We start from the raw sequence: 6,373 nt of genomic DNA, 5'->3' as shown, positions 1-6,373 counted from the left end.
TTTTTAAAAAAAAATGGTTTGCGTATTGATTTTTATAAAAAAATATTGTAAGTGATTTAAAAAAATATTAATACAAAATTAACGCTTTAAAAATATGAAAATTCATGAATTTAATGTAAGGGTAAGATATGCCGAAACCGACCAAATGGGTGTTGTTTATCACGGTAATTACGCGCAATACTTTGAAATGGGACGTGTGGAATGGCTTCGAAATCTGGGACTTACATATAAGTTTATGGAGCAAAAGGGGGTAATGCTTCCTGTTGTTTCCTTAACAATGAATTACAAAAAACCTGCCCGCTATGATGATTTATTAACAGTGCGAACTATCTTTAAAAAACAGCAATCTGTTAAGATAGAATTCGACTATGAGATACTAAATGAGCAGGGTGAGTTATTAACAACAGGGAACTCAGTTTTGGTGTTTGTGGACATGAAAACTGGTCGGCCAATTTTGCCTCCGGATTACGTTTCAGAGAAAATGGATTTAGTTAAATTTTAACTAATTTTAACATTTCTCTTTTTCAAAAAAATCAATTTGAGAAAGAACTTAAACTTCTTTAATCGCTATTTCATAGATACTGTTAAATGCTTCAAAAATCATTGAAGCATTTTTTTTTCGGGTACCAATTACAATTTCACAATCCATTTCCATTTTTTGGGAAACTATATCAAGGTTCTTTTCTTTAATAACGCGCATAACCTTGTTCATATTATGGTAACCGAATTTTATAACATAATGCACATCGATTGTTTTCTCTATTATGTCTGATGCTTCAAGAGCCATTTGTGCCGATGTGCGGTAAGCGGAGATCAGTCCGCCCACACCAAGTTTAACTCCGCCAAAGTATCGTACAACGACAATTAGTACATTGGTTACTTCAAAAGACTGTATTTGTCCGTAAATGGGCATGCCTGCACTGTTGCTGGGTTCGCCGTCGTCATTGGCGCGGTAATACAGTTTCTTTTCGTCTGTGCCTAATTGAAAGGCATAGCACCAGTGCCTTGCAGAGTGGTGTTGTTTTTTAACTTCTTCAAGCAGTAGCTTAACCTCCTCTTCGCTGGTTACAGGAAATGCATAACCAAAGAACTTACTGTTCTTTTCCTTGAACAATGTTTCTCCCGATGCGGCTGCGAGGGTTTTATAGGTGTCTTTTTCCAAGAGTTTAGCTAATTGCCTGCAAAGGTATTTTATATAATACGGAATTGCAAACTGCCTTAAAATTGAGTATACTTGTGTGGATTGATTATAACTTTAGCTGTATATAAGTTATTTTTTTCGGTATCCGCTATATAATTTTTACTTTTACATCATCACAATCAAAACAGATGGATTCAATTTTAAAAGTAAACAACGTTGTAAAGCAGTATGGTGATTATACGGCTTTAAACAGCGTTTCATTAGAAGTTCCCAAGGGCAGTATTTACGGGCTGTTAGGTCCTAATGGTGCCGGGAAGACTTCCCTTATACGAATTATCAATCAAATTACTATGCCCGATAGCGGCGAAGTGTTACTGGATGGCAAAAGGCTTAATCCGGAACATATTGCCCATATTGGCTATATGCCGGAGGAGAGAGGTTTATATAAAACCATGAAGGTAGGAGAGCAGGCGCTTTATCTTGCACAGCTAAAAGGCTTAAGTAAGCAGGAGGCAAAAAAACAACTGGAATACTGGTTTGAAAAACTGGAGATAAAAGGCTGGTGGAATAAAAAGATACAGGAGCTTTCTAAAGGTATGGCACAAAAAATACAGTTTGTGGTAACGGTGCTTCACCAACCCAAGCTGCTTATTTTTGATGAGCCTTTTAGTGGTTTTGACCCTGTTAACGCTAACCTGATAAAAGATGAGATACTGGAGCTTCGCGATAAGGGGGCGACGGTTATTTTCTCTACTCACAGGATGGAAAGTGTTGAGGAAATGTGTGACCATATCGCTCTTATCCATAAATCGAACAAACTTATAGAAGGGAAACTTCATGAAGTTAAAAAACAGTACAGGACCAATACTTTTGATGTAGGTATTGCGCCTTACAACTTCCAGCAGCTTCTGGCAGATATAAGTACTAAGTTTAAAACGGAGCAGGCTGACTTTAAAACGCTTGACGACGAACTTAAACTAACGGTTACCCTGCCGCAGGGAGGTACACCAAGAGAACTGATGCAGTATCTTTTACAGCATGGTGAGGTAACTTATTTTATGGAAAAGATACCTAGTGTAAACGATATTTTTATTCAAACCGTAAGTCAGAGATAATATGAGCCTATCCCTTATTATAAAAAGAGAGTTTAATGCCAAGGTACGTAACAAGTCGTTTTTAGTAATGACTTTTTTGAGTCCGTTATTAATGGTTGCCATGGGAACTTTGGTAGCCTATCTGGCTAGTGTGAATAATGACGAGGTTAACAAGGTGGCTGTATATGATAAAGCTGATTTGCTTAAGACGGATTTTAAAAACTCAGAACGTACTATTTATACCGACCTGTCTGACCTTTCGCTGGATTTGGCAAAACAAAAAGCATCAGAAGGTTATATCGGTCTGATTTATGTTCCGGAGGTAGACAGTATACCGCAACTTGTAAACAAGGTAGAGTACATAACTAACGAGACTCCTAACCTTGAATTTGTAGGCGAAATTGAAAATGTGGTAGATAAGAAGCTTACAAACTACAACCTGGAAGTGCTTGGTTTTGATTCCGAAAAAATTGAAAAGGCGCAAACCGATTCCAACATACATCTGAGTAAATTTACGGGTGAAGAAACTTTTAAGGAAGGAAGCTGGCTTAAAATTATATTAGGAGGAGCATCGGGTTACCTTATTATGATGTTCGTTATAATTTACGGAAACATGGTAATGCGAAGTGTGATTGAGGAGAAAACCAACCGTATTATTGAAATTATTATCTCATCGGTTAAGCCATTCAGACTGATGATGGGTAAGATTATAGGGACATCATTAGCAGGTATATTACAGTTCTTAATTTGGGCGGTAATAGGGCTTACACTGTTTTTTGTACTTAGTATGTTTGGTGTTGATGTTGGTGCAGCATCGGCAAGGCCTGAGTCTGCCGAGGCAACTCAACAGGCGATGGAGGGGCTTCCGCTTTATGTTTCTGAGTTCTTTAAGCTACCGTTGCTAACCATGTTTATTTCGTTTATTGTTTATTTTATAGGAGGGTTTTTCCTGTACAGTAGTTTCTATGCTGCTATAGGTGCTGCGGTAGACAGCGAAACCGATTCTCAGCAGTTCCTTTTACCTATTCTTCTGCCACTGATGCTGGGAGTATATGTAGGGTTCTTTACGGTAATAAGCGATCCTAATGGTACGGTAGCCACAGTATTTTCCATGATACCGTTAACATCACCTATAGTAATGCTTATGCGTATACCGTTTGGTGTACCTATGTGGCAGATAATAACATCGATGGTTATACTGTTTGCAACCTTCTTTGGAGTGGTATGGTTCGCTTCAAAAATTTACCGTGTAGGTATACTTATGTATGGTAAAAAACCAACCTATAAAGAGATATTTAAATGGCTTAAATACTAAGCTATTAATAGCAGAGTTTATAATCTGAAATCAAACAATCAAAAATAGAGAATGTCTAAAATACTTATAATAGAAGACGAAGCAGCAATCCGCAGGGTACTTTCCAAGATCCTTGCTGAGGAGAGCGATTCGTATAAGATAGAAGAAGCCGAAGACGGGCAGCAGGGAATTGAAAAAATCAAGAACGATGATTTTGACCTGGTGCTTTGTGATATAAAAATGCCGAAGATGGATGGTGTAGAGGTACTTGAGGCTATAAAGAAAATTAAGCCTGAAATACCTTTTGTAATGATATCGGGTCACGGTGATCTTGAAACTGCAGTACAAACCATGCGTTTAGGTGCGTTTGATTACATATCTAAACCGCCGGATCTAAACCGCCTGCTTAATACAGTGCGTAATGCGCTGGACAGAAAGACACTTGTGGTTGAAAATAAGATGCTGAAAAAGAAAGTAAGCAAAAACTACGAAATGATAGGTAGCAGTGAACCTATAAACCTTATTAAGGATATTATAGAAAAAGTAGCACCTACCGATGCCCGCGTACTTATTACAGGGCCTAACGGTACAGGAAAGGAGCTTGTGGCACACTGGCTGCATGAAAAAAGCGAGCGCAATACAGCCCCTTTTATAGAGGTTAACTGTGCGGCTATACCAAGCGAACTTATAGAAAGCGAACTTTTCGGTCACGTTAAAGGGGCATTTACCAGTGCTGTAAAAGACAGGGCAGGTAAGTTTGAAGCTGCAGATAAAGGAACCATTTTCCTGGATGAGATAGGTGATATGAGCCTTCCGGCGCAGGCAAAAGTGCTGCGTGCCCTTCAGGAAAACATGATACAAAGGGTAGGTGCAGAAAAAGATATAAAAGTGGATGTGCGTGTTATTGCGGCTACTAATAAAGATTTAAAAAAGGAAATTGAAGAAGGCCGTTTCCGTGAGGATTTATACCACCGTTTGGCAGTAATCCTTATCAAGGTTCCTGCGCTTAATGACAGGAGGGATGATATTCCGGAACTGATCAGCCATTTTTCCGACAAGATTGCAGGAGAGCAGGGAACATCACCTAAACAGTTTTCTGATTCGGCAGTAAAACTGCTTCAGGAATATGACTGGACAGGTAACATTCGTGAACTGCGCAACGTAGTGGAAAGGCTTATAATTTTAGGAGGAAGCGAAATATCAGAAAATGATGTTAAGCTATTTGCAAGTAAGTAATATATAAACCGTATAAACGGTATTTGATACAATGTTTTTAAAAAAGATATACGACAAGCTTTCAGAGGGAATTGAATTGGCAGGATTCACTGAACCTACCGAATTGCAGAAGGAAAGCTTTGGTACCATAAAAAGTGGTGCCGACTGTGTACTTGCCATGCCGGATGGCGGAAGCAAAACCACAACTATTGTTATTAATGTGATACAAAAGCTTCAAAAAGCCTTTGAACAGTCGCCCCGTGCCCTTATTATGGTGCAGGACAAAGCGAAGGTGCTTGAAATGCTTGAGATATTTGAGACTCTGGGTAAGTTTACCGATTTAAGGGTGTATGGCGTGTATGACCAAACGGATATAGACGAAGACAAAAACCAGATATCTATAGGTATAGATGTGCTTATAGGTACACCTAATAAACTAAACGATATGTTTAGTGGTGCAGGGTTTGATGTAAACCAGCTTAAGATGTTTGTAGTAGATGATACAGAAATTCTGCTTAAAAACAGACAGGAACCTAAAATAAGCAGGCTTTCCAATAGTATGGGGAAAATGCAGCGAATTTTCTTTACCGATATAATTACCGAAAGGGTTGAACTGCTTGCCGACAGAATTATGATTGAACCCTACTTTTTTGAGTTTGATGACGAGGAAGGTGATGACGATGATGATGAGTAGAAATGAATAAATTTAAGATTTATGAATATAAAGAAAAGGCTTCGGGCCTTTTCGGCTTTTTTAAACGGAAGTCACAAAAAGTTCCGTTAGGGGAGATTATTTTTCATAATGATAAAGTGCTTCTGGCAGGTAGGGAAATTCCTTTAGATGAATTACAAAGGATTAGTTTTGCTCAATTTCAGGATTATGCTGGGCGTAATGATGAAGGGAAGGTTTCTGAAGGTAATAATAATGTGGTAGAGCTATATTGGAGTAACAGTGTAAAAGAGGTTTGTTGTTTTGCATTGGAAAAACGCTACCAACTAAGAGATGTTAAACAACAGCTTATAGCTTATTATAAAGCTGGTAAGCTTGATTTTGAAAATCTTATACTGATTTTAGGGTTGGAAGATTACAACGCTGTTCAAAATTTTAAGAATTCACTTTTAGCGACAAAAGATGGAAAAGAAGTTTAAAACCAAAACTGGCTATTGCCATATCCTGCCTGATAAAATTGTACTTACCCGAAATGGTATAATAGGCGAGCTGTCTAATGCGGTTGTTGGTAATTCTATTGTTAGGCCTTTAATTATGTATGGTCTTTTTCTGGCCTATATGGCATATAAAGTTGTTACATTATATAATATAGGCGAACAAGTACGAGCCATGTTTCATTTGGTAGTTGCTGCTTTACTTCTTTTTCTCATTTTTAAGAGTATAAGCAATTCTGCAACACCTGTTATATATAGAAATACAATAAAAAGCGTTATCTTTAAGAAAGCTACCCTGCTAACGAGGGCTTATTTTATTGTAGTTTTTGAAAATGATAAAGGTAAAACCAAAAAACGCCTAATCATGCTTCCCGGGTCGATGACAGGAGGTGATGAAGCTACTGGAGAAGCACTAATCATAATGAACGAGGAAGGATTACTTACTACTAACAATTAAAAAACAAG

Annotated in this window: 8 protein-coding genes; 7 read left to right on the top strand and 1 reads right to left on the bottom strand. The window is 37.9% G+C overall.

Annotated features, from left to right (window positions below):
- Positions 1 to 94 precede the first annotated feature (94 nt).
- The gene (locus FUA48_RS18270; protein ID WP_147584925.1) at positions 95 to 502 is read left to right on the top strand and encodes an acyl-CoA thioesterase; all 408 of its coding nucleotides are present in this window, start codon (positions 95 to 97) and stop codon (positions 500 to 502) included.
- A 48-nt stretch (positions 503 to 550) separates the two neighbouring features.
- Here the strand turns inward: FUA48_RS18270 and FUA48_RS18265 are convergent, their stop codons facing one another.
- Entirely contained in the window at positions 551 to 1,162 is a 612-nt protein-coding gene (locus FUA48_RS18265; RefSeq protein ID WP_147584924.1) for an IMPACT family protein, read from the bottom strand.
- Positions 1,163 to 1,329: 167 nt separating this feature from the next.
- On the opposite strand from FUA48_RS18265, the gene FUA48_RS18260 reads away from it, so the two are divergent.
- From FUA48_RS18260 to FUA48_RS18235, 6 genes are read left to right on the top strand one after another with little or no spacing between them, the layout of a single operon-like run.
- Positions 1,330 to 2,256, top strand: coding sequence for an ABC transporter ATP-binding protein (locus FUA48_RS18260; protein WP_129751730.1), 927 nt, complete (start codon positions 1,330 to 1,332; stop codon positions 2,254 to 2,256).
- A 1-nt stretch (position 2,257) separates the two neighbouring features.
- Positions 2,258 to 3,550 carry an ABC transporter permease gene (locus tag FUA48_RS18255; protein ID WP_147584923.1) on the top strand — a complete coding sequence of 431 codons (1,293 nt, stop codon included), beginning with the start codon at positions 2,258 to 2,260 and terminating at the stop codon, positions 3,548 to 3,550.
- Positions 3,551 to 3,601: 51 nt separating this feature from the next.
- Positions 3,602 to 4,765 carry a sigma-54-dependent transcriptional regulator gene (locus FUA48_RS18250; RefSeq protein ID WP_147584922.1) on the top strand — a complete coding sequence of 388 codons (1,164 nt, stop codon included), beginning with the start codon at positions 3,602 to 3,604 and terminating at the stop codon, positions 4,763 to 4,765.
- Between the two features lie 31 nt (positions 4,766 to 4,796).
- On the top strand, positions 4,797 to 5,438 hold the full coding sequence (locus FUA48_RS18245; RefSeq protein ID WP_147584921.1) for a DEAD/DEAH box helicase: 642 nt from the start codon (positions 4,797 to 4,799) through the stop codon (positions 5,436 to 5,438).
- A gap of 2 nt (positions 5,439 to 5,440) precedes the next feature.
- Positions 5,441 to 5,893 carry a hypothetical protein gene (locus tag FUA48_RS18240; RefSeq protein ID WP_147584920.1) on the top strand — a complete coding sequence of 151 codons (453 nt, stop codon included), beginning with the start codon at positions 5,441 to 5,443 and terminating at the stop codon, positions 5,891 to 5,893.
- Positions 5,877 to 6,365 carry a phosphoribosylaminoimidazolesuccinocarboxamide synthase gene (locus tag FUA48_RS18235; protein ID WP_147584919.1) on the top strand — a complete coding sequence of 163 codons (489 nt, stop codon included), beginning with the start codon at positions 5,877 to 5,879 and terminating at the stop codon, positions 6,363 to 6,365. Before FUA48_RS18240 ends, FUA48_RS18235 begins: the two co-directional genes overlap by 17 nt.
- Positions 6,366 to 6,373: the final 8 nt, after the last annotated feature.

It is taken from the genome of Flavobacterium alkalisoli (assembly GCF_008000935.1).
GTDB classification, from domain to species: Bacteria; Bacteroidota; Bacteroidia; order Flavobacteriales; family Flavobacteriaceae; genus Flavobacterium; species Flavobacterium alkalisoli.
Note: the sequence above shows the minus strand (reverse complement) of the source record. Positions and strands in the feature narration are given on the sequence as shown.